Consider the following 24,663-nt stretch of genomic DNA (forward strand, 5'->3'; position numbering starts at 1 on the left):
CATCCCCTGAGCTGGGGTGTTGCGACGATCACTAGAACTCAAGAAGCCGGGAGGGGCCGTTGAGGTCGGTGCGCTTCGTGCTTCAGTGCGAGCTGAGCACCGCCGGGCGCCGTGCCGCGATGACCCTCTTCGCCAGCGACTTCGGGCTGGTCAGGAAGCCCCAGCCCCAGCACATGTGCATGGTGGCCAGGGCCACCGGGATCTGCAGCCGGGCCTTCAGGGGCAGCCCCTTGCCCGCCGGGACGGAGCCCGCGGCGATGGCCGCCAGATAGCCTGCGGGGACGACGAGGCCCCACGGGGTGAGCGCCGCGCCGGCCACGATCCCGGCCGCCATCGCGCAGACCGCCGTCGGCGGGGCGAGGTAGCGCAGGTTGATGGAGCCGGAGTGGTAGCGGGCCACGACGTGCCGCCAGCGGCCGTAGTCCTTGTACTGCTTGGCCAGCGCCCGCACCGAGGGCCGCGGCCGGTACGACACCCGCAGCTCGGGCGAGAACCAGACGAGTCCGCCCGCCTCCCTGATCCGGAAGTTCAGCTCCCAGTCCTGGGCGCGGATGAACTCCTCGTTGTAGCCGCCCTGTTGCTCCAGGGCCTCGCGGCGAAACACGCCGAGGTAGACGGTCTCGGCCGGGCCCGCCTCGCCACCTGTGTGGAAGGCGGCGTTGCCGACACCGATCTTCGAGGTCATCGCGGCGGCGACCGCGTGCTCCCAGTCGTTCTCGCCCTCGGCGTGCATGATGCCGCCGACGTTCTGCGCGCCCGTCTCCGTGAGGAGCCGGACAGCGGTGGCGATGTAGTTCGGCGAGAGCATGCCATGGCCGTCGACGCGGACCACGATCGGGTGCCGGGAGGCCTTGATCGCGGCGTTCAGCGCGGCGGGCGTGCGGCCGGAGGGATTCGGGACGGTGTGGACGCGCTTGCTCTTGTCGGATGCGGTTTCGTGCACCAGCTCGGCCGCGATCTCGTCCGTGCGGTCCGTGGACGGACCGAGGGCGATGACGACCTCCAGCTCGCCGGCGTACTCCTGCGCGAGGATCGCTTGGACGGCCCCGCGCAGGTGCCGCTCCTCGTTGAGAACGGGCATGATCACGGATACAGCGGGGAGCCGCACGTCGGGCTTGGCGTTCATAGGGGGCCCACGTTACCGCGAACGGGGGACACCGGTGCGCGCCGCCGGGGCGTAGCCCCGGGCTGGAGATCGTATCGGCCTACGGTGCTCACGGATCCCACGTACGGCCTCGTCCGGAGGTGTCCTTCTTGGCCAGCCCGCCCCGGTCCCCCGCGCGTCCGCAGCGCCGACCGCAGCCGCCCCGCCGTGTGCCGCGCCCGCCCGCGCGGCCGGCGCGGTCCGTACGACCGCCGCGGCGGCCCCGCTGGGCGATGCGGGCGTTGACCACGCTGTCCGTGCTGGTGCTCGCCTCCGCCGGGATCGGGCACGCGGTGATCAGCAGCCTGGACGCGGGCATCGCCCGGGTCGACGCCTTCAAGGACATGAAGAACCGGCCCAGCGCGGGCCACGGCACGAACGTGCTGCTGGTCGGCACCGACGGCCGCGACAAGATCACCGAGCAGGAGCGGCGGCAGTTCCGGCTGGGCGGGGTGCCCTGCCACTGCACGGACACGATGATGATCGTGCACATCTCCGAGAACCGGGACCGGGCCACCGTGGTGAGCCTGCCGCGCGACTCCTTCGCCGAGGTGCCCGAGCGCACCGACGACACCTCCGCGGAGCCGCACGCATCGCATCCGATCAGGCTCAACGCGGCCTATGCCGAGGGCGGCCCCGGGCTGACGATCCGTACGGTCGAGAACATGACCCATGTGAAGATCGACCACTATCTGGAGGTCGACTTCAACAGTTTCATGAAGACCGTGGACGTCCTCGGCGGGGTGAAGATCTGTACGGCGACCCCGCTGAAGGACTCCTACACCGGCCTCGACCTCGCCCCCGGCACCCACACCCTCACCGGCGGGCAGGCCCTGCAGTACGTGCGGGCCCGGCACATCGACGGAGCGAGCGACCTGGGCCGGATGAAGCGGCAGCAGCAGTTCCTGGCCGCGCTGATCGAGCGGGCCACCTCCTCCGGGGTGCTGCTGAACCCGATGCGGTTCCGCGACGTCACCCGGGCGGTGCTCGGCTCGGTCCGCGCCGACGAGGGCTTCGGCGCGGACGAGCTGCTCGACCTCGGCCGGGCCATGCGGGACTTCTCCCCGTCCTCCTCCGAGTTCACCACCGTGCCCATCGCGCAGATGAACTACGACGTCAAGGGCATCGGCTCGACCCTGAAGTGGGACCAGGCCAAGGCGGACCAGCTCTTCACGGCCCTGCGCGACGACAAGCCGCTCACCGCGGACCAGCCGCACCACCCCCACACCCCCGCGCCGGCGTCGGTGGACGTGGACCCGCGGCAGATCCGGGTCCAGGTGGCGAACGGCACCGGTACGGTCGGCCTCGCGGGGCGCGTCGACGCGGCGCTCGCGGCGACCGGCTTCGCCACGACCCGCCAGCCGGTGACCGCCCCCGCCCATGTGCCGCACTCAGTGATCTTCTACGACCCCCGCTGGGACCGCTCCGCCCGCGCCCTGGCCGCCGCCCTGCCGGGCAGCGAACTGCACCCGGCCCCGGGCCAGGGCCCCTTGCTGAAGGTGACCGCCGGAGCCGACTTCAAGGACGTCCACAAGGTCCGCTTCGACGACCCGGCACAACCCCAGCAGAACGTGCTGCGCGGCGACGAAGTGCTCTGCTGAACGCTTCGCTGTGAGTGCCGCGATGTCCGTCGATCGTCTGCGGCACCGTCGTGGCAGGTCGCGCAGTTCCCCGCGCCCCTTCCCGGCGCTGCCCCTCGGGGTGCTTAGTCCTGAAGCCCCTCCGCCGCCCTCTTCTCGCGCAGCTCGCGAATGGCGCGGCGGCGGGCCAGGCGGTGGGTGCGGCGGATCTGGGCCTCCTGGTTGCGGCGGCGGTCGCGGTCGGTCTCCGGGACGACCGGCGGCACCGGGCGCGGCTTGCCGTCGGCGTCGACGGCGGCGAAGACCAGGTAGGCGGAGCCGACCTGGGTGGCCGGGGTCGACTCGTTCCAGCGCTCGGCGAGGACCCGTACGCCGACCTCCATGGAGGTCCGTCCGGTCCAGTTGACCTGCGCCTTCACATGAACCAGATCACCGACGCGGACCGGCTCCAGGAAGGCCATCTCGTCCATGGACGCGGTGACGGCGGGGCCGCCGGAGTGCCGGCCCGCCACGGCGCCCGCCGCGTCGTCGACCAGCTTCATGATCACCCCGCCGTGCACCGTCCCCAGGAGGTTGGTGTCGTTGTGGGTCATGATGTGGCTGAGGGTGGTGCGCGAGGCGGACGTCGGCTTGCCGGGGATGTCCGGTTCCGGGTCCGTGACCTGGTCTGTCATGCCCTCCACCTTATGCCGATGTGACAATCGCGGAATTTGTGTTGGCTTCGCAACAGCGCCGCTCCTATTTTCCGACAGCCCTTGTACGGCACACGGCCGAGCCCTGCACACTAAGGCGCATGAATGACTGGCCCGAGGGATGGTCCGACAACAATGGCGGACCCCGGTACGGACGCGGAAGCGCCGGCGCGCAGCCGGAGGGTGCGCGCGCGATGCGTCAGGTGCGGCGCGGCCCGGCGGTACCGCCCGGGCAGCGCTCGTACGGCGACCCCGGCCCGGCGGCACCGCCGTACGGGACCGCTGTTCCGCAGCAGCCGTCGTACGTGGACGGCCAGGGATACGGCGAGGGCGCCGACTACGACAGCGGCTACAACACCGGGCAGGTGTACGGCGGCGGCCGCCGCGGCGGCGGTGGCTTCGTGCCCAACGACAACGACCCGGACCCGGAGCTCGCCCAGTACCGGCCGCGCCCGAACTGGCGGCGCCGGATCAAGTGGACCGTGATCACGCTGGCGACCGTGCTCATCGTCACATCCGTCGCGACCTACTTCTGGGCCGACTCCAAGCTGCGCCGCGAGGTCGACCTGTCTCAGGTCATCGACCGGCCGGCCTCAGGCTCCGGCACCAACTACCTGATCGTCGGCTCGGACAGCCGCGAGGGCATGTCCAAGGCGGACGAGCAGCGGCTGCACACCGGTTCCGCCGAGGGCAAGCGCACCGACTCGATGATGATCCTGCACGTCGGTGACAACGGCGACACCCTGGTCTCGCTGCCGCGCGACTCGAACGTGACCGTCCCGTCGTACAAGGGCTCCACGTCCGGGAAGATCTTCCCGGCGCGGGGCCGGCAGGAGAAGCTCAACGCGACCTACGCCGAGGACGGCCCGACGCTGCTGGTCCGCACGATCGAGGCCAACACCGGTCTGCACATCGACCACTATGTGGAGATCGGCTTCCAGGGCTTCGCGAACATCGTGGACGCGGTCGGCGGTGTCGACATCAACATCGACAAGGGCTTCAAGGACAAGTGGTCCGGCGCCGACTTCCAGGCGGGCGAGCAGACCCTGAACGGCCAGCAGGCCCTCGCCTTCGTCCGCACCCGGCACGCGTTCGCCGCGTCCGACCTGCAGCGCACCAAGAACCAGCAGAAGTTCCTGTCGGCGCTGGCCCACCAGGTGGCCACCCCGTCGACGGTCCTCAACCCCTTCACCTTCTACCCGGTGATGGGCGCGGGCCTGGACTCCCTGATCGTCGACAAGGACATGTCCCTGTGGGACCTGGCCTCGATGTTCTGGGCCATGAAGGGTGTCCAGGGCGGTGACGGCACGTCCCTGAACATGCCGATCTCCGGCTCCGTCGGCGGCAACCTCGTCTGGGACAAGGCGAAGGTCAAGACGCTGGTGGACGAGCTGAACAACGACCAGAAGGTCACCGTCTCGGGCAACTGACGGACACCGGCGAAACCGACGTCGAGGGCACCCGCGCGGGTGCCCTCGCTCGCGTCCGGGCAGGCTTCACATCTTGGCGCCCGCCATGGCGCGGCACATCTCCGCCGCACGGCGACACGCCTCCGCGCAGCGCATCATCTGCGGGTCGTCCGGCATCGCCATACACGCGTCGGCACACATGTCGCAGGCCTTGGCACACATCGCGCACATGTCGCCCGACATGGGCGAGCGGCGCATCATCATGTCGGCGCACATACGGGTCGTCTCCGAGCAGTCCATGAGCGCGCGCATGATCTGCATCTGGGCCTGGCCGCCCTTGTGCATGCAGGAACTCATGGTCTCCTCGCACATGGTGTGCGCGGCCATGCAGGCGTTGACGCAGTCCTGCATCTGCTGGGTCATGGGCGTCATCGTTCCGGGCTGGGTCATGGCTCCTCCTCGGAGGCGGGGACCCGGGACGGGTCCCGTGTGCTTCCGTCCTACGTCCCCGCAGCCCGCCCCGCATGTGACCGACCGGTCGGCAGGTGTGCCCGGCCAGCGGAAAGGCGCCCCGGAGGGCGCCTTTCGACGAGCGGGTGACTCCCTTGCCGCTACGGCAGGTTGCGGGCCATGACGATCCGCTGGACCTGGTTGGTGCCCTCGTAGATCTGGGTGCTTTACAGGTCATATGGCGTTGACCTGCACGAACATACCCCTCAGCAGGTACTCCCCCAGCATTTCCCCATGATCACCACCGAGGGGTGCACCGACATCGCTTGTCACGTGAGGGAGGCCACCGCATCCGCTATCAGGGAACGTGCCGCTGCTCCCCTCGCGGCCACCTGCGAGAGCCGGTCAAAGGCTCGGGCGTACAACTCGACCTGGCTGGGCTGCGTGAGGGTGGCAGCAGCATCCAGCGTGTCCGCGTGCACCCTGGTGTCGTCGAAGATCGTGAAGGTGGGCATCGGCCACATAGTCCGCTGGGTCGAGAACGGGACGATCCCCACGGCAACGTTCTGGAGATCCATGACCCCGAGCAGATGACCAAGCTGCGCTGCCATCGTCTCTGCGCTGCACAGCCGGTACCGCAACACCGACTCCTCCAGTACAAATGAGAACCGGCGTGTGCCATTGCTCAGCACCCCGTTACGCCTCATGCGGGCCGCCACAGCGTCACTCACGTCATCCGGGGTTCCTCGGAAGTCTGCGATGGATGACAGCAGCGCAGTGGCGTATCCGGGCGTCTGGAGGAATCCGGGAATCACGTCGGAGACGTAGATCCGGAATAGCTTGGTTTGTTGGTACAGATCGCCTGTCGACTCTTGCAGGCGACGTAGGCCGCTCCGCTGGAGTCGTTTCCACTGCACGTGAGCATCAGCGGACTGTCTGTTAGCCGCGATCAAGTCGGGGACCTGATCATCAGCGGCGCAGGCTCGGCACCACGCTCTGATGTCCCTATCGGAGGGAGGCGTCTTCGCGTTCTCGATCCTGGATGACTTCGACTCTGACCAACCGCACCTGACGGCCAGCTCCCGCCCGCTGATCCCCGCATCCTTCCGAATCTCACGCAGACGGCCGGCCAGCTCTTCGCGGGCCTGCTGAACGCGTGAAGACGGGTGTGTGGGCACGGAGCTGGCTTTCGTCAGACCTTGTACAGGTGGTGCGGGATCGCTCGCTCCCAGACTGCTTCGAAGGCGGCGGAGCACAGCTTCACGGCTTCTGAGTCCGCCGTAATCTCGTCCTCCACCACCGCACCGTCACCTGAGAAGTGGTGCACCCGGAGCAGCGCACCATCGAACAGCCAGAAGTCGTTCCCTGGCAGAGGGATGCTCGTGGCCCGTCGCCGGGGCAACCACCGCACTTCCTCACCGGCCGTGATGTTGGCGCGAGTGACGTAGTGCTCCCAACGGATGTAATCCGATACCGGCTCGGAGACCACCCGGGCTCGGCGAATGGTCACGCCTCGGGCCACGGTGTCCGTGATCAATTGGTCGTAGGGGTGCCACCAGGATTCGCGGTCCTCCCAGTTGATCCGCTCGCCCCGCTTCCATGCCTCGAACCGATCCGTTGGTGCGTAGGCGTCACGCAGCTCCAGGTGGGCAGCGGACCGCTCGCACTGGCCAAGCAGCTCAGCGAAGCTGGGCACGCTCGACGGCATCACACGCCTCCCTGATCATCGGGATCATCCGGGCCGGAATCCTCACGATGGCTTCGTTCTCGGGCACCGGACCGTTCGCGGGGCTGATTGCCTCGCAGTCCGCCTGAGTCTCCGTGCTCGGTTTCCACCCCTGCAACAAGATCTCCTGAGCTTCGGCGTCTGCCCACACGGTGGGGCAGTGGTCCCGGTCCGTGTCGGGGTCGATTCCGATGAACTCTACGGCCATGGCTGGCTCCCTGGTCTAGGTGCTTGCTCGGGCTTGCATCAGCTTCGTTGACCTGTGGAGACAGCGTCAATATGGCTACTAGCCACGAGAATTGGCGTGCAAGCTCGTGCAAGTTTGTGGAGCCCGGCAGTCGTCACTTCCTACGGTCGGCACATCGACGCGGAAACGATCGGGAGGGCGCGGTGTGATGGGCGAAAGCAGGGCGCGGGGCACCGAACCGGCTGATCATCTGGGCAGTAGTGAGGCCCGACAGTTCCTATCCCGTCTCTCCGATGCATTCGGCGTAGGCGGCGTGCTCATGGTGCACAAGGCCGATCCTGGCCCCGAAGGCACCGACATGGCGCCCAGTTCGGCCTTGCGCTGGCCCCGGTGTGAGTGCGGGAGCCCGAAGTGTCCTGACTACAAGACCCCGCCGTAGGGGCCGGCTGTGAGCATCAGAACGGCCATGCGGTACGTGATGCACAGGATCACCGAGCACCCGGATACGGACGTGACCTTTGAGGCTGAATGCCTGCACTGCAAGTGGAAGGCGACACCTTCCACCGAGTCGGCATCCGTCGATGTGGAGTGCATGAGCCACACGGGCCGCTCTGGTCACGCCGGTTTCCGACGTATCAGGACCTCGTTCGCCATGGTCGTTCGCGCCGAGTAGAGCCCCTGCCGCAGTTGTGGGGGACCTGGACTCCCGCCCGCTACGGGCGGCGGCGGTCAGTCATGGCCGCGATTAGTTGAGCCGTATGCGACAGCCTCAGTTGAACTGACGCTATCCGGCTCCGAGACAGGCTCAACAACCGTCACGGGCTCAGGTTCATTCGGTGTGATCTGACTCTCAGACGGAGCGCCCAACGCATCGCAGAGGTAACGACCGAATGTGACGTCGTGCTCCAAGCACAGATGCCACGTGTCTTTGCCCAGCGTCAGAGATGACGTGGCCTCTACCTCAGAACCGTCACGCGCAATGTGCGCATCGCAAAAGGTGTACTCGACCGGGACAAGAACCGTTTTGCGCATGACGAATAACCCCCAGGAATAGATACGACTGGATAGAAGCAGTCAGGCCCGCTGGAATCAGTCCATCAGCGCGACCACCGCTCCGCATTTCATTCCCTGCGAAGCGATGTATCCACCTTATCAAATACGGGAGTGAATTCCGAGAATACCAATAACGTTCCGATAGCTTGAATTCTCGGTGGCGAGAGAAATCGGAGAGTAATGAAAGATGCATCGTCGCAGGTCATAGGCATGACTGGTGGCCAGTCAGCACCTGGGGGTAATATCTTGAATTCCTTTTTGAGGACCCGACGGGGGCGCCATCCTTCGACCGCGTTTGCCAATCAAAATGTGGGGCTTGATGCGCTAGCTTTGCCAAAGAAGGCATCCATGATGTCATCGAAGTCACTCGATGATCGAGTCCAACGGATTGGATCCGTGGTGAAGTCTCGACTGTGAGCTTCCCGGAGCTGATCGGTGTATGACAGACGCAAATCACGAATTTGCTCTCGATTGTCAGGGGCGCGCTTACCCGGGAAGGATTGGACAAACCATCGGCGGCGTTCCGGGGCGGCCAGCTCTTGGCAGACGGCTTCAACGCGCCGAATGGTCCTGACGCACTCCTGGTGTGCGTCCTGGTAGCTCTCCAGAAGCCGTATCTCTCCGAGCGGAGTTCCTCTCCGGTAGGTGATCTTCTGAAACTCCCTGCGCATGATCCATTGCGGGAGGGGGGCATCTGACTTGCTTTGGTTGCAGTCGTCGCAGGCTGGCACGAGGTTCTGCGTGCTGTGCTTGCCTCCGCCTGCGAGCGGGATCACGTGGTCCATCACTTCGGACTCTGCGCCGCAGTAGACACAGCGGCCGTTGTGGGCTGTGAGAACCATCATGTGTACCCAGAGATAGAACGACTTCCGTGCCACTTTTCCCCTCCCACGATCTCGGAGCGGACCCTATCTCTGGGCACTGACACTCAGTTGGCTACTCCCTCTGACACTCGAAGCACCGAGAGGGCACGTGGTGGTGGTCGTCGTCCTCCCACGGGCGGTCCTTGCCGGTCGCCAGCCAGGCAATGTCCACGGAGAACTCCAGGAGGCAGCTAGGGCACTGAGGGTCGACCCAAGGGCACTGGACACCGGGCCTGTGCTGGCCGTCGTGCGCGGTGGCTGCCCCAGCCTTGGTGGCTCGCCGGGCACTCACTGAGCATCTCCCTCGAAGGCCCAGCCGAGGCGCTTCATGCCCTCTGCGGTGAGGCCTAGGGCCCCGGCAAGGTGACGGAACTCCATCTGATGAGTGCTGGTGGCAGTGCCATCAAGGATGGTGCCGAAGTAGGTGAGCATCACAGCCACGGTCGGGATGAACGACTCGTCCCACATGGCGGCTTGCGGAGACTCCCACCACTGCCGCCACTGATCCCGTTCAGCCTCCGTCCAGTCCCGGACAGCCGGCATGTCCGGCACGGGAAGCCCGTGGCCGGAAGGCAGCTCCACCACACCCCTATATCTGGAATGGGGACTATTCGGGTTTCGGAACTTCGGCATCTCATCACCTCTCAAGCAAAACAAAGGCCCCCTGCTACATGCAGGGGGCCGGTTCAACAGCGATTGTCAGACGGCATCTTCCTCAGGCGTTGCGACGAAGTCTCCGAACTCAGCCCGTTGCCTCGATACGGATCGATGAGCCCCAAATCCTTGGCGCTCTCGAAGGTGAGTCGGCCGTCTGACGTGGTCCGCCAGGCATTCACCTCTTCCCCAAGAGCCCCCGAGAATCCACGCCACTTCGGTCGGGTCAGCTCACCCGCAGTTGTGGCCCACAGAAACCGGCTGACGCTACCTGCCAACTGTGCGCGGGCCGCTTCTGCCTTGGTGATTGCTGCCCGGTACTGCTTCAGCGCACGCTCAGACTGCTCGAACCCCTGGCGGGCCAGTTCCGGCAGTTCCTTCGCAATGGCGTCTGTTACTGCGGATTCGGCCTGCTCCACAGCACGGGCCAGGGCAGGCTCTACCCGCTCATACTCCTTGCCCCTGGAACGGACCTCGGCCAGATACTCATCCCGATCGGGAAGCGGTCTGCCGTCAGCTACGGCCTGCATCTCCTGCTCCCTGAGTTCCTTATCCGCCTTGCGCAATGCGGGAACGTAGTAATCACGAGTAGTGCGGCCGTGGCTGTCATCGATGTACTGGCGAGCGCAGTCCGCATTCACCATTCTGTACTCGCGGTGGCGTTCCTCCAGCTCGTCGCGCTTGCGAATCAATTCCAGAGTCTCGTCAGACAGCTGGAATGCAGACAGGTCAAATCCCCTGTGAATGATGGGCATCGGGTCTCCTCGAATTTCAGTTACGGCCGAACAGTAGGTCGTCAAAATGGCCCTCGCGTCGGGCCTGGGCAATCTGCTTCGGCGACATATGGGCGAGATCGTCCCGCGTGTACTGCGCGGGCCCTAGCCTCTTGCATCGCCTTCAAGATCTCGTCTCGGATCATTGCGCGCATCGGGTCATCGTTCATCGTTCTTCTCCTTGGCTATTCGGTAAATCCCGGGGTATTCACTCTCACGATCCTTCAGCTCTGGCGGCCGGCATGGCCTCGGAAAAGGTTCTGCGTCGCTCATTGCGACACCCCCTAGAGAACTTAACGAGAGAAGAAGATGTAGTAGAGAGAAGGGCCGCTCTCAGGCCGCCCTATAACTCACAACAGGACAACGTAAGAGAAGACAGGTCCCTTACCCCGCACATTTACTTCACAGGGTGTGGGACTGACTCTGTGTTGTCACTGCTGTGTCTCACAGGCAGGTATCCGCAGAGCTGCATTCGAGCACCTTCACAACATGCTCTGGACTTCAGACAGGCCCGGACTCTCGTCCGCGTCGACGGTTCACCGCCCAGTGAACGCCAACTCCAAGGGAAAGCTCCCTCACTCCTATAAAAAATCGGACAGGCCCCGTCCTCACTCGCCGATGACGAACGGTTCCATGCGTTCCACGGGTCCCCTCGTGCACAGGAGTGTCCCAGGCCGGTTCGCCTCTCTCCAAGGGCGAGCAGAACCGATGACGGCTATCTTCCGATCCCGTCTCGCTGTCTGGCCCAGGTAGTCCCCTATCTTGGCGGCCCGACTGTCCTGAAACCATCTCTCTACTGCCTTCCGGTCTTCCTCGTTTGAGTACATAAAAGTGCTGTCTACGTCGGTCTTGTCATCGCTCCGCCACTCGTCCCAGAGGTAACGATGATTTCCCTCATGGAGATCTGTCGACGGGCAACTGCGCCACCAAGGTCGTTCGACAACATCCTGTCGGACGGATTCTTCCTGCACTGTCAGGTTGTCCGCTGCGGCCGGTGGGCGGATGTTCCACGCTTCGTAGGCGATTCCCTGACGCTCTTGCTGGCGACGGATAGCGCGGTTCTGGTTCTGTCGCTTCACTCCGCACTGGGGGTGATTTGGATTCGTCACCGGGTTTGCCCCACGCCTCCCTTTGGGGCGGAGGAACGTCCATTCCTCCTTGCACCATGCGCAGATCAATTGAACGCGCTTCGTTTCTACTGCTGCCATTCCATCCTCGCGTCGGAAACAGAAAAGCCCCCGGTTTGCCTCGGGGGCATTCACTTCTCGCGGTTCTTCAGTTCTGGTCGTCCAGCCACTTTTCCAAGTCGACCGGTCGGCAGCGGAGGGACTGCCCTACCTTCCGGAACGGGATCTGTTCGGCCTTCCAGTTCCCGTACACCCAGGAACGAGGCTTGTTGAGATAGTCGGCTACGTCATCAACGGTCATCAGCTTGGCTAGCGTCATCCGTCCTCCAAGAAACAAGAAAGCCCCCGAAGACCCTCGGGGGCTCATGCGTATGAAGTGCTAGGTAGTTCAGCCGCCTTGGCTACCTGCTTCAGCCATTTCCTCAAGTACTGCTGTGGCCTTGTCCGTCAACTCTCCACCCGCCTTACCGGCAACTGTGGTCAGGAAGCCGTCCCTTCTGGCCCGCTTCAGGTGATCCTTCACCGTCTCAGGTCGCCGACCGATGAGCCGTGCCAGCCACGGAATGGGCGCAGGAGCCCCAAAATCCGCCATGGCGGTGTACGTGGCAACAAGCAAGGCCAAGTACCGCCCTGAGACGCCTTCTCCCTCCAGGGCGAGCCCCGCCGCCTCTCCCATCCCATTCAGCTTCCCTGCCACCTCCTCCAACGTCCGCTGGGCTTCGGGAGCCTGCTTGGCCAACTCCAAGGCTGCGGCTACATCGAGCCTGCGCAGGACGGTGGTCGAGATGCCCCGCGCCAGCTCACGAGCAGGGGCATCTTCGGCCGGCTCGATGGTGATCCGCTGTGGTCCCCCGTTGACCGGCCCCACTGGCCACCACATGCGGACCACCCAGGCGCCTTGCTGCTGAGTGATCTCGAACCCGCCGTCATCCGCTTCCATATCGCTCAAGTTAGCACACCCAGGGGGTTCCACCCTGTGTTGACAACCCAGGGTGGCCCATGGCCAAACTTGAAACGCCGGGGAGTGACCGGCGCGACGACGGGGCGGGCCCGTACGTCGGCAGCAGCAGGAGGGGGCCGCTTCAGTGGCAAGGGCTTGGGTTGCGCGGTCAAAGGACGACCCGAAGAAGTGGACGACGTTCTGGTACGACCCGGACGGCAAGCAACGACAGAAGACGTTCGAGACCAAGAAGCGGGCTGACGACCAGCGCAAGCGCAAGGAGCAGGAACTCGACGCCGGGACCTACCTGGACGACCGCTTGGGCAAGCAGCCCTTGACGGCCGTGTGGGAGCAGTGGACGAATCAAAGGAAGCTGGAGAACAGCACCAAGAAGCAGTACCGGTCGATCCTCAACACGACCATTGAGCCGTTCTTCAAGGCCCGTTCCATCGTGTCCCTGAAGGTCGCTGATGTTGAGCAGTGGCTCTTGTGGATGGAGCAGGACCGGAAGCTGTCCGCCCGCACACGGCGTCAGCGGTTCTCGTTCTTCTCCGGGATGATGGACTGGGCTGTCGTCAACGAGATCGTCGGCCGGAACCCGTGCAAGAAGGTCAAGGGCGCGGGCAGCCGCGCCAAGGAGATCCGGGAGCAGAAGAGCACCGCAAGGCGGCTCACAACGCGGGAAGTTCTGGCGATGCTGGATGCCGCTCCTCCGCGATACCGCGCGATGCTGTGGCTCATGGCCGGGTGCGGCCTGCGGTTGGGTGAGGCCATGGCAGTGTCCCGCGATCAGATCGACTTCAAGGCCGAGACGCTTCGGGTCGACTTCCAGATTGCGGAGGACGGAGACACCGAGTCGGGCAAGAACAGCGCGATCCAGCGTCGGCACATCAAGGCTCGTGACGAAGGCGAGCCAGGGCGTTCCGTCCCCCTCCCGCCGAACGTCGCCTTCGAGCTTCGGCGGCACATCAAGAACCACGGCGTATGGGGGCCGGAGCGGCTTCTCTTCCCCAACGTGACGCGGACCGGCTACCTCTACGCGTCGTACTTCTACCCGAAGATCTGGATGGAGGCTCTGGGCAAGGGACAGGTGAAGTACTGCAAGGCGCACTCACTCCGGCACTACTACGGGTCGCGGCTGCTGTACGCCGGAGTCCCCGAGAACGATGTGGCCGACTGGATGGGCCACAGCAGTACGGACGTGCTGAGGGAGCACTACCACTACATCTTCGAAGGGGCCGAGCAGCGCGGTCGGGCCGCCATCGCGACGATGTTGACGCCCGGCGCCGACGACCCGACGGAGGCATCAGAGGTCGCCTGATACGCGTACGACAACAGCCCCCGGCGTCGCGCCGGGGGCTGTGTTGTTTGTGCAGGTCAGTGGCTGTTTTCAGTCCGGCATCTGCCCAGGATTCCCCCAGCATGACGCCCAGGAACGGCCCTGATCGGGCCGCAACGGGCAGAAAGCCGAGGGGGTCCCTCCGGACCTTCGAAACAGCTTCTGACCTGCAAAAACCCTGCTAGGGAAGGTTCCTTGCCATCACGATCCGCTGAACTTGGTTCGTGCCCTCATAAATCTGGGTGATCTTGGCGTCGCGCATCATGCGCTCCACCGGGTAGTCACGGGTGTAGCCGTAGCCGCCGAGCAGCTGGACGGCGTCCGTGGTGACCTCCATCGCCACGTCCGAGGCGAAACACTTGGCGGCGGCCCCCAGGTAGGTGAGGTCGGCATCGCCGCGCTCGGAGGCGGCGGCGGCCTGGTAGGTGAGGGCGCGGGCCGCCGAGATCTTCATCGACATGTCGGCGAGCATGAACTGGATGCCCTGGAAGTCGGCGATCGCCTTGCCGAACTGCTTGCGCTCGTGGACATAGCCCTTGGCGTAGTCGAAGGCGCCCTGCGCGACACCGAGCGCCTGCGCGGCGATGGTGATGCGGGTGTGGTCCAGGGTCTTCATGGCCGTCATGAAGCCCGTGCCCTCCTCGCCGATCATGCGGTCGGCGGGGATGCGGACGTTGTCGAAGTAGACCTCGCGGGTCGGGGAGCCCTTGATGCCGAGCTTCTTCTCCGGGGCGCCGAAGGAGACGCCCTCGTCCGACTTCTCGACGACGAAGGCGGAGATCCCCTTGGAGCGCTTCTCCGGGTCGGTCACGGCCATGACCGTGTAGTACTCGGAGACGCCGGCGTTGGTGATCCAGCGCTTGACGCCGTTGAGGATCCAGTGGTCGCCGTCGCGGACGGCCTTGGTCTTCATGCCGGCCGCGTCGGAGCCCGCCTCCGGCTCGGAGAGGCAGTACGAGAACATCGCGTCGCCCTTGGCGAGCGGGGTCAGGTACTTCTTCTTCAGTTCCTCGCCGCCGGAGAGGATCACCGGGAGCGAGCCCAGCTTGTTCACGGCCGGGATCAGGGAGGAGGAGACGCAGGCGCGGGCCACCTCCTCGATCACGATGACCGTGGCGAGCGCGTCGGCGCCGGCGCCGCCGTACTCCTCGGGGACGTGTACCGCGTGCAGGTCGCCCGCGACGAGGGCGTCGAGGGCCTCCTGCGGGAAGCGGGCCTCCTCATCCACGGCCGCGGCGTACGGCGCGATCTTCGCCTCGACCAGGGAGCGGACGGCGTCGCGGAGCATGTCGTGCTCCTCGGACGGGCGGTACAGGTCGAAGTCAGCCGATCCGGCCACGGTGTCTCACGCTCCAAAGACGCAGTGATAGTGACGCTAATTACCGTTAAGTAACTCAAATTTTAGAGGCCAGCCCGCAGCACGCCTACGTGAGCTACGCGACAGCGGGGAAATTGCCCGGTGGACGGCCCGACTATGCTCGGCTCCGCATCACCGACGTACCCGATCTGGAGCACATCCATGAGCCTGAAGATCACCGTGATCGGCACCGGTTACCTGGGCGCCACGCACGCCGCGGCCATGGCCGAGCTGGGCTTCGAGGTGCTGGGGCTCGATGTCGTACCGGAGAAGATCGCCATGCTGGAGCGCGGCGAGACCCCGATGTACGAGCCGGGTCTCGAAGAGCTGCTGCGCAGGCATGTCGCCGGTTTCGAGGGGTCCACGGGACGGCTGCGCTTCACCACCGACTGGGCCGAGGTCGGCGCGTTCGGCGATGTGCACTTCGTCTGCGTCAACACCCCGCAGAAGCACGGCGAGTACGCCTGCGACATGTCGTACGTCGACTCCGCGATCTCCTCGCTCGCCCCGCATCTGCACGGTCCGGCCCTGGTCGTCGGCAAGTCGACCGTGCCGGTCGGCTCGGCCGATCGCCTCGCCGCCTACCTGTCCGAGCACGCGCCGGCGGGCAGCGACGCCGAGCTGGCCTGGAACCCGGAGTTCCTGCGCGAGGGGTTCGCCGTCCAGGACACCCTGCACCCGGACCGGATCGTGGCGGGCGTGCGCGGCGAGCGCGCCGAGAAGCTGCTGCGGGAGGTGTACGCGACCCCGATCGGCGAGGGCACGCCGTTCGTCGTCACCGACTTCCCGACCGCCGAGCTGGTGAAGACGGCCGCGAACTCCTTTCTCGCCACGAAGATCTCCTTCATCAACGCGATGGCGGAGGTGTGCGAGGCCGGCGGCGGTGACGTGGCGAAGCTGGCGGAGGCCATCGGGCACGACGACCGGATCGGGGCGAAGTTCCTGCGCGCGGGGATCGGCTTCGGCGGCGGCTGTCTGCCGAAGGACATCCGGGCGTTCATGGCGCGGGCGGGCGAGCTGGGCGCGGACCAGGCGCTGACCTTCCTGCGCGAGATCGACTCCATCAACATGCGCCGGCGTGGCCAGATGGTGGAGATGACCCGGGAGGCGCTCGGCGGCGGCTCCTTCCTCGGCAAGCGGGTCGCGGTGCTCGGCGCCACGTTCAAGCCCGACTCGGACGACGTCCGCGACTCGCCCGCGCTGAACGTGGCCGGCCAGATCCACCTGCAGGGCGGCCAGGTCACCGTGTACGACCCGAAGGGCATGGCCAACGCCCGCAAGGTCTTCCCGACCCTCGGCTACGCCGACTCGGCGCTGGAGGCGGTACGCGGCGCCGACGCCGTCCTCCACCTCACCGAGTGGCGGGAGTTCCGCGAGCTGGACCCGGCGGCGCTCGGCGAGGTCGCGTCGGCCCGCCTGATCCTGGACGGCCGCAACGCCCTCGACCCCGAGCTGTGGCGGCGGGCGAGCTGGACGTACCGGGCGATGGGCCGTCCGACGGCATAACCGCGGTACGGACGACGCCGGTTCGGCCGAGGCTCAGTCGGCCGAACCGGCGTCTTTCCGCATTCTGCACCACCGGACACGGGCGCGGCCGCCGAACTGCCTGTGTCTTACCCCTCCTTGGCCCGGTATCGCCGCATCTTCGCCCGCGCCCCGCACACCTGCATCGAGCACCAGCGACCGCGTCCGGCCGGGCTGCGGTCGTAGTACGCCCAGTGGCAGTCGTCGGCCTCGCAGGCCTTCAGCCGCATCCATGTGCCTTCCGCCAGTCCCTCGGCGACGGCCGCGGCGACACGGGAGAGCAGCGGGGCGTCCGGGGCGGGGGCGAGGGCCGCGGAGCCGTCGCGCTCGTCGACGGTGACGTACAGCGGCGCACGGGACAGCAGCTCGCCGAGCGGGGTCACCTCGCGGTGCGGCGGGTGCCCGGCGTGCGCGAGCAGCGCGGCCCGCAGCGACTCCCGCAGCTCCCGCGCCTCGGCCAGTTCCTCGGCGGCGACCCCGAGGCGCGCCCGGCCGTCCGCCGTGGCGAGCGAGTCATGGCTCGTCTCGATGTCCAGCGTGTTGACCAGGGACTCGACCAGCGCCAGCGCTCCGGGGGCGGCCGATCTCTCATTCATGCTTGCGACGTTACCTCCAGTGCGGGAGCATGCAGTAACCGTTACCGGTTGCCCGCCGCTATGGGTAACCCGAGGAGGTAGTCATGGCTCTCGCCAAGCTCGGTGTCGTGGTGCTGGACTGTCCCGATCCCCGTGCGCTGGCCGGTTTCTACGCCGGGGTGCTGGGCGGCACGGTGGAGGGAGACGGTGGGTGGGTGGACCTGGCGGTGCCCGGGGGGCCGGCGCTGGCCTTCCAGCGGGCGCCGGGGTATGTGCCGCCGAAGTGGCCCGCACCGCTGGAGTCCCAGCAGTTCCATCTGGACCTGACGGTGGAGGACCTGGACGCGGCCGAGAAGGGCGTGCTGGAGCTGGGGGCGCGGCCGCTGGACGCCGAGGACCGGGAGCGGACCTTCCGTGTGTACGCCGACCCCGCGGGGCACCCGTTCTGCCTCTGTGCCTGCTGAGCCGACCCGGAGGAGGACATCATGACGCCGGTCGCCCGTTTTCGTAACGTCGTGCTCGACTGCCCCGATCCGCATGCGCTGGCCGCCTTCTACGCGGCGGTGGCCGGGGGCAGCCCGCAGGCCGAGGACGACGAGTGGGTCGTGCTGCAGGTGCCGGACGGGCCGCGGCTGGGCTTCCAGCGGGTCGAGGGGTACACCCCGCCGGAGTGGCCCCGCGCGGACCGCAACGGCCAGCAGTTCCATGTCGACTTCGACGCGGGCCCGACCTGGGCGGATGTCGACGCGGCCCATGAGCGGGTGCTCGCGCTGGGGGCGCGGCCGCTGGACCTGGAGGACCGGGAGACCAAGGACTTCCAGGTGTACGCGGATCCGGCCGGGCATCCGTTCTGTCTGTGCCGGATCGAGTAGCCGGAAGGACTCGCCCAGGGCCTGTCCGGCTCCGCGGTCGTCAGGCCTCCCGGGCTGTCCGGATCACCTCGTCCAAGGTCTCCCGGGAGCGTCTGAGGTCGGCGATCATGCGGTCGATGCGGTCGCGTTCGGCGGTGAGGTCGGCGACCAGCCGGGGGGTCGCGACCGAGGAGGGTCCGCCGTCGCGGTCGCGCATGCAGGGCAGCAGCTGCCGGATCTTCTCGCTGTGCAGCCCGGCCGCGTACAGCTCCTGGATCCGGATGACCCGGTCGACGGCGCGCTCCGGGTAGTCGCGATGGCCGCCCGGGGTGCGCTCGGCGGTGAGCAGCCCCTGGGCCTCGTAGTAGCGCAGCGAGCGCTCGCTCACGCCGGTGCGCCGGGCCAGTTCACCGATCCGCATGTCCGTCTCCGCCGGGAAGAGGGCTTGAATCTGACATCAGTGTCAAGTTCTACCGTGCCGGCATGACGCAGACAACGCACTCCACGGACTTCCTGTCTCCCGCCCGGCTCGGCCGGTTCGATCTCCCCCACCGTCTGGTGATGGCCCCGCTCACCCGGAACCGCGCCGAGGCCGACGGCACCCCGACCGATCTGATGGTGACCCACTACGCCCAGCGCGCCTCGGCCGGGCTGATCATCGCCGAGGGCTCCACGCCGAACCCGGTCGGGCAGACGTACCCGGACATCACCGCGATCCACACCGACCGGCATCAAGAAGGCTGGCGGCGGGTCACCGACGCGGTGCGGGCGGGCGGCGGGCGGATGTTCCTCCAGCTTCAGCACGGCGGGCGGGTCAGCCATCCGGCGACCACGGGACTCACCCCGGTCGCCCCGTCCCCTGTGCCACTGCCGGAGACGATCTTCACGCCCGGCGGGCACCAGCCGGCCGTCGTCCCACGGGAGATGACGGCGGACGACATCCGCGCCACGATCGCCGACTTCTCCGCCGCCGCGCGCCGGGCCGTCGAGGCGGGCTTCGAGGGCGTGGAGGTGCACTCGGCGAACGGGATGCTGCTGCACCAGTTCCTCGCGGACAACACCAACCGTCGTACGGACGCCTACGGCGGCTCTGTCGAGCGGCGGGTGCGGTTCGCGGCGGAGGTGACCGAGGCGGTGGCCGACGCGATCGGCGCGGACCGGGTGGGCATCCGCGTCTCCCCCGCCTCGACCGTCAACGGTGTCCGCGAGGACGACACCGACGGCCTGTACGCCGCGCTCCTCGACCGGCTGAAGGGGCTGGACCTCGCCTATCTTCACCTGGTGCGCTCCGACCCGGCCACCGGCTGGTACCGGCGGATCCGCGCCGACTGGCCGGGCGTCCTGATCGGCAACCCGGACCTGACCGACCTGACCACCGAGGCCGTCACCCACGCCGTACGGGAGCTGCTGGCGGCCGGTGCCGACCTGGTGGCGCTCGGCCGGCCGTTCCTCGCCAACCCGGACCTGGTCGAGCGGCTGCGCCTCGGCGCACCCCTCAACCCGGTCCGGGACCGGTACTTCATGTACGTGGGCGGGGCCGCCGGTTACAACGACTACCCCGCCCTCGGCGGTCAGGCGGCGCCGCTGTCGAGTGACTCGATGGTGGCGTTGGACGGCGCGCGCGTGGCCTGAAGATCACGGGCCACGTCCTCCGCCGCGCCCAGCACCCGCACCGCGTTCTGCCAGGTCAGCTTGGCCAGATCGGCCCTGGACCAGCCGCGGTCCAGCAGCTCGGCGAGCAGGTTCGGGTAGCCGGAGACGTCGCTGAGGCCGTCCGGGGTGAACGCGGTGCCGTCGTAGTCGCCGCCGATGCCCAGGTGGTCGATGCCGGCCACCTCGCGCATGTGGTCCAGATGGTCCGCCACCGTCGACACCGTGGCGATCGGACGCGGAGTGCGCTCCTCGAACGCGTGGTGCACCTTCATCGCCTCGGCGCTGGTGTCGAGGTGGTGGAAGCCGTGGGCGCGCATGTTCTCGTCGGCCGCCGTCGTCCACGCGACGGCCGCCTGGAGCACGAACTTCGGCACGAACGTCACCATCGCCACACCACCGTTAGCGGGCAGCCGCTCCAGCACGTCGTCAGGGATGTTGCGCGGGTGGTCGCACACCGCGCGGGCGGAGGAGTGCGAGAAGATCACCGGCGCGGACGTGGCGTCCAGCGCGGCGCGCATCGTCGTGGGCGCCACATGGGACAGGTCGACCAGCATGCCGAGGCGGTTCATCTCCCGGACCACCTCGCGGCCGAAGGCCGACAGGCCGCCCACCTTCGGCTCGTCGGTCGCCGAGTCCGCCCAGTCGTTGTTGTCGTTGTGGGTGAGCGTCATGTAGCGCACGCCCAGCTCGTACAGACCGCGCAGGGTGCCGAGGGAGTTGTCGATCGAGTGCCCGCCCTCCGCGCCCATCAGGGAGGCGATACGGCCCTCCGCCCGCGCCGCCTCCATGTCGGCGGCGGTCAGCGCGGCCCGCAGGTCGGCGGGGTTACGGGCGATCAACTGCCGTACGCAGTCGATCTGTTCGAGGGTCGCCGGCACCGCTCCCGGAAGGTCCGAGCGCACATACACCGACCAGTACTGCGCCCCGACCCCGCCCTCGCGCAGCCGCGGGATGTCGGTGTGCAGATGGGCGTCCTGGTGTCCGGAGATGTCGCGGGCGTCGAGGTCGTAGCGGACCTGTTCGCGCAGCGCCCACGGCAGGTCGTTGTGGCCGTCGACCACCGGGAACTCGCGCAGCAGGGACCGTGCTTCGTCCAGTGAGGTCATTACGTCTTACTTCCCGAAGCCGAAGCCGCTCGACCCCTCGACCTTGGCGCGCAGCCGCTTGCCCTTCTCGGTGGCCTGGTCGTTGAGGTCCTGCTGGAAGTCGCGCATCTTGTGCAGCAGTTCCTCGTCGTGCGTGGCGAGGATACGGGCCGCGAGCAGGCCCGCGTTGCGGGCACCGGCGACGGAGACCGTGGCGACCGGCACACCGGCCGGCATCTGCACGATGGACAGCAGCGAGTCCATGCCGTCGAGGTACTTCAGCGGCACCGGCACACCGATGACCGGCAGCGGGGTCACCGAGGCCAGCATGCCCGGCAGATGGGCGGCGCCGCCCGCACCGGCGATGATCACCTTCAGACCGCGGTCGGCGGCCTGCTCGCCGTACGTGACCATCTCACGGGGCATGCGGTGCGCGGAGACGACGTCGACCTCGTAGGCGATCTCGAACTCGTCCAGCGCCTTGGCGGCGGCCTCCATGACGGGCCAGTCGGAGTCCGACCCCATGACGATGCCAACAACAGGGCTCATTCGGTGATCGTGCCTCTCAGATAGCCGGCTGCGTGACGGGCGCGCTCCAGCACGTCGTCCAGGTCGTCGCCGTAGGTGTTGACGTGTCCGACCTTGCGGCCGGGCTTCACGTCCTTGCCGTACATGTGGATCTTGAGCTGGGGGTCGCGGGCCATGCAGTGCAAGTAGGCCGAGTACATGTCCGGGTAGTCGCCGCCGAGGACGTTGACCATCACGGTCCACCTGGCGCGCGGGCGCGGGTCGCCGAGCGGGAGGTCGAGGACCGCGCGGACATGGTTGGCGAACTGCGAGGTGATCGCGCCGTCCTGGGTCCAGTGACCGGAGTTGTGCGGGCGCATGGCGAGTTCGTTGACGAGGATGCGGCCGTCGAGGGTCTGGAACAGCTCGACCGCGAGATGCCCGACGACGTCGAGCTCCTTGGCGATGGTAAGGGCCATCCGCTCGGCCTGCAGCGCGAGGGAGTCGTCCAGGTCCGGGGCCGGGGCTATGACCGTGTCACAGACGCCGTCGACCTGCCGGGACTCCACCACCGGGTAGGCGACGGCCTGGCCGTGCGGGGACCGTACGACGTTGGCGGCCAGCTCCCGGACGTAGTCGATCTTCTCCTCGGCCAGGACCGGGACGCCGGCCCGGAACGGGTCGGTCGCTTCCTCGGGGGTCTCCACGACCCACACGCCCTTGCCGTCGTAGCCGCCGCGGACGGTCTTCAGCACGACCGGGAAGCCGTCCCCCTCGGCCGCGAACCGGACCACGTCCTCCGGGTCGGTGACGATCCGGTGCCGCGGGCACGGGATGCCGATCGCGTCGAGCTTCGCCCGCATCACGCCCTTGTCCTGGGCGTGCACCAGCGCGTCGGGCCCCGGGCGCACGGGGATGCCGTCCGCCTCCAGGGCCCTGAGGTGCTCGGTCGGCACATGCTCGTGATCGAAGGTGATCACGTCACAGCCGCGCGCGAAATCCCGCAGCGTGTCCAGATCGCGATAGTCGCCGATGACGACATCGCTCACGACCTGCGCCGCGGAATCCTGAGGGGTGTCACTGAGGAGCTTGAACCTGATGCCCAACGGGATGCCCGCCTCGTGCGTCATACGCGCGAGCTGCCCCCCGCCGACCATGCCGACTACCGGGAACGTCACACCCCTAGCGTATCGGCCACGCCGAGGGGACCGGATCACGTCCCTCGGACGATCTCTTACCCGCCACTTTCCACGCTCTTTCCGACCTGTTTCCGGGTTATGACCCAGTCCGGAGGCGTCGGCTACTCCGTCTGGTTAGCATGGCGGGGCTGACAAAACCTACCGACGGGAGCTGCACGGCCATGGAACCTCGTTCCTCGGGGCTGCGACGGCTCGGACGCGAGGTGGCCAAGTTCGGCACCGTCGGCGTTGCGGGCATCTTCGTCAATCTCGGCGTGTTCAACCTGGTACGCCACGTGTCCGACCTGCCGGTCGTGCGCGCAAGCATCATCGCGACGGTGGTCGCGATCGCGTTCAACTACGTGGGCTTCCGCTACTGGACGTACCGGGACCGCGAGAAGAGCGGCCGCACCAAGGAACTCACGCTGTTCCTCCTCTTCAGCGCGATCGGCCTGGTGATCGAGAACGGCGTGCTGTACCTGGCGACCTACGGTCTCGGCTTGGACAGCTCGCTGCAGAGCAACATCTCCAAGTTCGCCGGCATCGGCATCGCGACCCTGTTCCGTTTCTGGTCGTACCGCACCTGGGTGTTCCGTGTGCAGCCGGCGCAGGAGGCGGAGTCCATCCTGGTGGCCGAGTCGAAGAGGCCGCACTCCGAGCCCGAGCCGAAGTCCCAGCGCGTTCCGTAACCGGCACTTCGTGGGAGGACCGGCTCAGCGAACCGTTGGCCGGTCCTCCTCCGCTTTGCGGGTCGGCGGTGTACGCGAGAGGAACAGGCCGAAGACCGGCGGCTGGGCCTGGAGGAGTTCCAGGCGACCGCCGTCGGCCTCGGCGAGATCCCGGGCGACGGCCAGGCCGATCCCTGTGGAGTTCCGTCCGCTGATCGTCCGCTCGAAGATCCGCGCGCCGAGGTCGGCCGGGACACCGGGACCCTCGTCGGTGACCTCGACCACGGCCTGGTTGCCGGTGACCCGGGTGCGCAGCGCGACCGTGCCGCCACCGTGCATCAGGGAGTTCTCGATCAGCGCGGCCAGTACCTGGGCGACCGCCCCCGGCGTGCCGACGGCCTGCAGATGCCGCTTGCCGGAGCTGACGATGGCCCGGCCGGAGCTGCGGTAGGCGGGCCGCCACTCGGCGAGCTGCTGCTGGATGACCTCGTCCAGGTCGAAGGTGACGGCGGAGCCGGTGCGCGGGTCGCGGGAGTTCGTCAGCAGCCGCTCGACCACGTCCGTGAGCCGCTCGACCTGGGTGAGCGCGACGTTCGCCTCTTCCTTCACGATGTCCGGGTCGTCGGTGAGGGTGATCTCCTCAAGCCGCATGGACAGCGCGGTCAGCGGGGTGCGCAGCTGGTGGGAGGCATCGGCGGCCAGCCGCCGCTCGGCCGTCAGCATGCGGCCGATGCGCTCGGCGGAGGAGTCCAGCACATCGGCGACCCGGTCCAGCTCGGGGACGCCGTACCGCTTGTGCCGGGGGCGGGGGTCGCCGGAGCCGAGCCGCTCGGCGGTCTCCGCGAGGTCGGTCAGCGGGGAGGCGAGCCGATTGGCCTGCCGTACCGCGAGCAGGACGGCAGCGACCACCGCGAGCAGCGCCACCAGACCGATGACCAGCAGGGTCCGGCCGACCTCGCGGGTCACCGCGGAGCGCGGCTCCTGCACGCTGACCGTCTCGCCCTCCTCGCCCTGCTGGGTGGCGTGAATCACGTCACCCTGTGGCTTGGTGCCGATCTCGATCGGGTCATGGCCCGGCATGCGGATCACCGCGTACTGGTCCTTGCTGACCGGGTTGCGCAGCACCTCCGCGTTGACGTTCTCCGCGGCGAGGATCCTGCTGTCCACGATGCTGGCCAGCCGTACCGCCTCGGAATCCACCCGCTCCTGAGCGCTGTTGCTGATCGTCCGCGACTCGACGATCACCAGCGAGATGCCGAAGACGCCGATCACGACGAGGACGACGGCGAGGGTGGACTGGATGAGACGTCGACGCATGTTCCGTTACC

26 protein-coding genes are annotated in these 24,663 nt (G+C 67.3%); 8 read left to right on the forward strand and 18 right to left on the reverse strand.

Annotated elements, in window-relative coordinates; translation table 11 throughout:
- Positions 1-82: 82 nt before the first annotated feature.
- A complete protein-coding gene (locus tag AV521_RS22440) occupies positions 83-1,126 on the reverse strand; it encodes a glycosyltransferase family 2 protein (protein WP_076090279.1) in 1,044 nt (347 codons plus the stop codon).
- Between the two features lie 251 nt (positions 1,127-1,377).
- On the opposite strand from AV521_RS22440, the gene AV521_RS22445 reads away from it, so the two are divergent.
- Positions 1,378-2,745, forward strand: coding sequence for an LCP family protein (locus AV521_RS22445; RefSeq protein WP_076090280.1), 1,368 nt, complete (start codon positions 1,378-1,380; stop codon positions 2,743-2,745).
- 104 nt (positions 2,746-2,849) lie between these two features.
- On the opposite strand, the gene AV521_RS22450 is transcribed toward AV521_RS22445, so the two are convergent.
- On the reverse strand, positions 2,850-3,398 hold the full coding sequence (locus AV521_RS22450) for an acyl-CoA thioesterase (RefSeq protein WP_076090281.1): 549 nt from the start codon (positions 3,396-3,398) through the stop codon (positions 2,850-2,852).
- Positions 3,399-3,517: 119 nt separating this feature from the next.
- On the opposite strand from AV521_RS22450, the gene AV521_RS22455 reads away from it, so the two are divergent.
- Positions 3,518-4,846 (forward strand): LCP family protein, encoded by a 1,329-nt coding sequence (locus AV521_RS22455; protein WP_079249361.1) that lies wholly within the window; start codon positions 3,518-3,520, stop codon positions 4,844-4,846.
- A gap of 66 nt (positions 4,847-4,912) precedes the next feature.
- Here AV521_RS22455 and AV521_RS22460 read toward each other — a convergent pair whose 3' ends face one another.
- From AV521_RS22460 to AV521_RS22510, 9 genes are all read right to left on the reverse strand, one after another.
- Positions 4,913-5,275, reverse strand: coding sequence for a four-helix bundle copper-binding protein (locus tag AV521_RS22460; protein ID WP_076090283.1), 363 nt, complete (start codon positions 5,273-5,275; stop codon positions 4,913-4,915).
- Between the two features lie 329 nt (positions 5,276-5,604).
- Positions 5,605-6,453: a helix-turn-helix transcriptional regulator gene (locus AV521_RS22465; protein ID WP_076090284.1), complete on the reverse strand. Its 849-nt coding sequence runs from the start codon at positions 6,451-6,453 to the stop codon at positions 5,605-5,607.
- Between the two features lie 14 nt (positions 6,454-6,467).
- A complete protein-coding gene (locus AV521_RS22470) occupies positions 6,468-6,983 on the reverse strand; it encodes a DUF6879 family protein (protein WP_076090285.1) in 516 nt (171 codons plus the stop codon).
- Entirely contained in the window at positions 6,955-7,209 is a 255-nt protein-coding gene (locus AV521_RS22475) for a hypothetical protein (protein ID WP_076090286.1), read from the reverse strand. Before AV521_RS22475 ends, AV521_RS22470 begins: the two co-directional genes overlap by 29 nt.
- Before the next feature lie 1,334 nt (positions 7,210-8,543).
- Positions 8,544-9,086: an HNH endonuclease gene (locus AV521_RS52740; protein WP_076090288.1), complete on the reverse strand. Its 543-nt coding sequence runs from the start codon at positions 9,084-9,086 to the stop codon at positions 8,544-8,546.
- A gap of 306 nt (positions 9,087-9,392) precedes the next feature.
- Complete coding sequence (locus AV521_RS22495) at positions 9,393-9,686, reverse strand: hypothetical protein (protein WP_143658636.1); 294 nt, start codon at positions 9,684-9,686, stop codon at positions 9,393-9,395.
- A gap of 104 nt (positions 9,687-9,790) precedes the next feature.
- Positions 9,791-10,513: a hypothetical protein gene (locus AV521_RS22500; protein ID WP_076090291.1), complete on the reverse strand. Its 723-nt coding sequence runs from the start codon at positions 10,511-10,513 to the stop codon at positions 9,791-9,793.
- 1,293 nt (positions 10,514-11,806) lie between these two features.
- On the reverse strand, positions 11,807-12,025 hold the full coding sequence (locus tag AV521_RS22505) for a helix-turn-helix domain-containing protein (protein ID WP_305965182.1): 219 nt from the start codon (positions 12,023-12,025) through the stop codon (positions 11,807-11,809).
- Positions 12,026-12,046: 21 nt separating this feature from the next.
- Complete coding sequence (locus AV521_RS22510; RefSeq protein ID WP_076090293.1) at positions 12,047-12,598, reverse strand: hypothetical protein; 552 nt, start codon at positions 12,596-12,598, stop codon at positions 12,047-12,049.
- A 145-nt stretch (positions 12,599-12,743) separates the two neighbouring features.
- On the opposite strand from AV521_RS22510, the gene AV521_RS22515 reads away from it, so the two are divergent.
- On the forward strand, positions 12,744-13,919 hold the full coding sequence (locus AV521_RS22515; protein ID WP_076090294.1) for a site-specific integrase: 1,176 nt from the start codon (positions 12,744-12,746) through the stop codon (positions 13,917-13,919).
- A 199-nt stretch (positions 13,920-14,118) separates the two neighbouring features.
- Here the strand turns inward: AV521_RS22515 and AV521_RS22520 are convergent, their stop codons facing one another.
- A complete protein-coding gene (locus tag AV521_RS22520) occupies positions 14,119-15,276 on the reverse strand; it encodes an acyl-CoA dehydrogenase family protein (RefSeq protein WP_107480980.1) in 1,158 nt (385 codons plus the stop codon).
- 180 nt (positions 15,277-15,456) lie between these two features.
- Between AV521_RS22520 and AV521_RS22525 the strand changes: the two genes are divergently transcribed.
- Positions 15,457-16,800 carry a UDP-glucose/GDP-mannose dehydrogenase family protein gene (locus AV521_RS22525; RefSeq protein ID WP_076090295.1) on the forward strand — a complete coding sequence of 448 codons (1,344 nt, stop codon included), beginning with the start codon at positions 15,457-15,459 and terminating at the stop codon, positions 16,798-16,800.
- 107 nt (positions 16,801-16,907) lie between these two features.
- Here AV521_RS22525 and AV521_RS22530 read toward each other — a convergent pair whose 3' ends face one another.
- Positions 16,908-17,414, reverse strand: a complete 507-nt coding sequence (locus AV521_RS22530) for a CGNR zinc finger domain-containing protein (RefSeq protein ID WP_076090296.1) — start codon at positions 17,412-17,414, stop codon at positions 16,908-16,910.
- A gap of 83 nt (positions 17,415-17,497) precedes the next feature.
- Between AV521_RS22530 and AV521_RS22535 the strand changes: the two genes are divergently transcribed.
- On the forward strand, positions 17,498-17,857 hold the full coding sequence (locus AV521_RS22535; protein ID WP_076090297.1) for a VOC family protein: 360 nt from the start codon (positions 17,498-17,500) through the stop codon (positions 17,855-17,857).
- Between the two features lie 21 nt (positions 17,858-17,878).
- Positions 17,879-18,265, forward strand: a complete 387-nt coding sequence (locus tag AV521_RS22540) for a VOC family protein (RefSeq protein WP_076090298.1) — start codon at positions 17,879-17,881, stop codon at positions 18,263-18,265.
- Positions 18,266-18,305: 40 nt separating this feature from the next.
- On the opposite strand, the gene AV521_RS22545 is transcribed toward AV521_RS22540, so the two are convergent.
- Positions 18,306-18,665 (reverse strand): MerR family transcriptional regulator, encoded by a 360-nt coding sequence (locus AV521_RS22545; RefSeq protein ID WP_076090299.1) that lies wholly within the window; start codon positions 18,663-18,665, stop codon positions 18,306-18,308.
- Positions 18,666-18,727: 62 nt separating this feature from the next.
- On the opposite strand from AV521_RS22545, the gene AV521_RS22550 reads away from it, so the two are divergent.
- Entirely contained in the window at positions 18,728-19,876 is a 1,149-nt protein-coding gene (locus AV521_RS22550; RefSeq protein ID WP_076090300.1) for an alkene reductase, read from the forward strand.
- On the opposite strand, the gene AV521_RS22555 is transcribed toward AV521_RS22550, so the two are convergent.
- The 3 genes from AV521_RS22555 to AV521_RS22565 are packed head-to-tail and all read right to left on the reverse strand — an operon-like array spanning position 19,816 to position 22,667.
- The gene (locus AV521_RS22555) at positions 19,816-21,003 is read right to left on the reverse strand and encodes a dipeptidase (RefSeq protein WP_076090301.1); all 1,188 of its coding nucleotides are present in this window, start codon (positions 21,001-21,003) and stop codon (positions 19,816-19,818) included. The genes AV521_RS22550 and AV521_RS22555 overlap by 61 nt on opposite strands.
- Before the next feature lie 6 nt (positions 21,004-21,009).
- Positions 21,010-21,531: a 5-(carboxyamino)imidazole ribonucleotide mutase gene (purE, locus tag AV521_RS22560; RefSeq protein WP_076090302.1), complete on the reverse strand. Its 522-nt coding sequence runs from the start codon at positions 21,529-21,531 to the stop codon at positions 21,010-21,012.
- A complete protein-coding gene (locus AV521_RS22565) occupies positions 21,528-22,667 on the reverse strand; it encodes a 5-(carboxyamino)imidazole ribonucleotide synthase (RefSeq protein WP_076090303.1) in 1,140 nt (379 codons plus the stop codon). The genes purE and AV521_RS22565 overlap by 4 nt, the downstream gene beginning before the upstream one ends.
- A 182-nt stretch (positions 22,668-22,849) precedes the next feature.
- Here AV521_RS22565 and AV521_RS22570 point away from each other — a divergent pair, with 182 nt between their 5' ends.
- Positions 22,850-23,356 (forward strand): GtrA family protein, encoded by a 507-nt coding sequence (locus tag AV521_RS22570; protein WP_076090304.1) that lies wholly within the window; start codon positions 22,850-22,852, stop codon positions 23,354-23,356.
- 24 nt (positions 23,357-23,380) lie between these two features.
- On the opposite strand, the gene AV521_RS22575 is transcribed toward AV521_RS22570, so the two are convergent.
- Positions 23,381-24,652 carry an ATP-binding protein gene (locus tag AV521_RS22575; protein ID WP_076090305.1) on the reverse strand — a complete coding sequence of 424 codons (1,272 nt, stop codon included), beginning with the start codon at positions 24,650-24,652 and terminating at the stop codon, positions 23,381-23,383.
- Between the last annotated feature and the right edge of the window lie 11 nt (positions 24,653-24,663).

Origin of the sequence: Streptomyces sp. IMTB 2501 (assembly GCF_001953885.1) — a bacterium.
GTDB lineage: Bacteria > Actinomycetota > Actinomycetes > Streptomycetales > Streptomycetaceae > Streptomyces.

Coding starts and splice junctions, on each gene's coding strand:
- AV521_RS22440 (WP_076090279.1), bottom strand. CDS start 1,126: ATGAACGCCAAGCCCGACGTGCGGCTCCCCGCTGTATCCGTGATCATG.
- AV521_RS22445 (WP_076090280.1), top strand. CDS start 1,378: ATGCGGGCGTTGACCACGCTGTCCGTGCTGGTGCTCGCCTCCGCCGGG.
- AV521_RS22450 (WP_076090281.1), bottom strand. CDS start 3,398: ATGACAGACCAGGTCACGGACCCGGAACCGGACATCCCCGGCAAGCCG.
- AV521_RS22455 (WP_079249361.1), top strand. CDS start 3,518: ATGAATGACTGGCCCGAGGGATGGTCCGACAACAATGGCGGACCCCGG.
- AV521_RS22460 (WP_076090283.1), bottom strand. CDS start 5,275: ATGACCCAGCCCGGAACGATGACGCCCATGACCCAGCAGATGCAGGAC.
- AV521_RS22470 (WP_076090285.1), bottom strand. CDS start 6,983: ATGCCGTCGAGCGTGCCCAGCTTCGCTGAGCTGCTTGGCCAGTGCGAG.
- AV521_RS22475 (WP_076090286.1), bottom strand. CDS start 7,209: ATGGCCGTAGAGTTCATCGGAATCGACCCCGACACGGACCGGGACCAC.
- AV521_RS52740 (WP_076090288.1), bottom strand. CDS start 9,086: ATGATGGTTCTCACAGCCCACAACGGCCGCTGTGTCTACTGCGGCGCA.
- AV521_RS22500 (WP_076090291.1), bottom strand. CDS start 10,513: ATGCCCATCATTCACAGGGGATTTGACCTGTCTGCATTCCAGCTGTCT.
- AV521_RS22505 (WP_305965182.1), bottom strand. CDS start 12,025: ATGAGCCCCCGAGGGTCTTCGGGGGCTTTCTTGTTTCTTGGAGGACGG.
- AV521_RS22510 (WP_076090293.1), bottom strand. CDS start 12,598: ATGGAAGCGGATGACGGCGGGTTCGAGATCACTCAGCAGCAAGGCGCC.
- AV521_RS22525 (WP_076090295.1), top strand. CDS start 15,457: ATGAGCCTGAAGATCACCGTGATCGGCACCGGTTACCTGGGCGCCACG.
- AV521_RS22530 (WP_076090296.1), bottom strand. CDS start 17,414: ATGAATGAGAGATCGGCCGCCCCCGGAGCGCTGGCGCTGGTCGAGTCC.
- AV521_RS22535 (WP_076090297.1), top strand. CDS start 17,498: ATGGCTCTCGCCAAGCTCGGTGTCGTGGTGCTGGACTGTCCCGATCCC.
- AV521_RS22540 (WP_076090298.1), top strand. CDS start 17,879: ATGACGCCGGTCGCCCGTTTTCGTAACGTCGTGCTCGACTGCCCCGAT.
- AV521_RS22545 (WP_076090299.1), bottom strand. CDS start 18,665: ATGCGGATCGGTGAACTGGCCCGGCGCACCGGCGTGAGCGAGCGCTCG.
- AV521_RS22550 (WP_076090300.1), top strand. CDS start 18,728: ATGACGCAGACAACGCACTCCACGGACTTCCTGTCTCCCGCCCGGCTC.
- AV521_RS22555 (WP_076090301.1), bottom strand. CDS start 21,003: ATGACCTCACTGGACGAAGCACGGTCCCTGCTGCGCGAGTTCCCGGTG.
- purE (WP_076090302.1), bottom strand. CDS start 21,531: ATGAGCCCTGTTGTTGGCATCGTCATGGGGTCGGACTCCGACTGGCCC.
- AV521_RS22570 (WP_076090304.1), top strand. CDS start 22,850: ATGGAACCTCGTTCCTCGGGGCTGCGACGGCTCGGACGCGAGGTGGCC.
- AV521_RS22575 (WP_076090305.1), bottom strand. CDS start 24,652: ATGCGTCGACGTCTCATCCAGTCCACCCTCGCCGTCGTCCTCGTCGTG.